Below are 322 nucleotides of genomic sequence, written 5' to 3' on the forward strand. Positions count from 1 at the left end.
ACCTGGTCCTTCTCTGATCGCGTGGTCTGCTCATTCCAATCCCGGGTTAACCGGCCTGCAGCCAAAGGCAGGTAAGGAGTGATGCCAACTCCCTCGTCTCTGCAAAGGGGGAGCATTTCTCGTTCTTCTTCCCGATAGAGCAGGTTTAATCTATTTTCCATGGAAACGAACCGTGTCCAGCCGTTGCGCTCTGCGACATGCTGAGCTTTCGCAAACTGCCATGCCAGCATGGAGGATGCTCCGATGTATCTGACCTTGCCCGCCTTAACTAAATCGTGAAGAGCCTCCATAGTCTCCTCAATTGGCGTATTAGGATCCCACC

General features: G+C 53.1%; 1 protein-coding gene. It reads right to left on the reverse strand.

Annotated features, from left to right (window positions below):
- The coding region (locus tag AMS66_RS07580) for an aldo/keto reductase (protein WP_144424438.1) at positions 1–322 on the reverse strand (322 nt) is incomplete at both ends.

Source organism: Paenibacillus xylanivorans, assembly GCF_001280595.1.
In the GTDB taxonomy this organism is placed as follows: domain Bacteria; phylum Bacillota; class Bacilli; order Paenibacillales; family Paenibacillaceae; genus Paenibacillus; species Paenibacillus xylanivorans.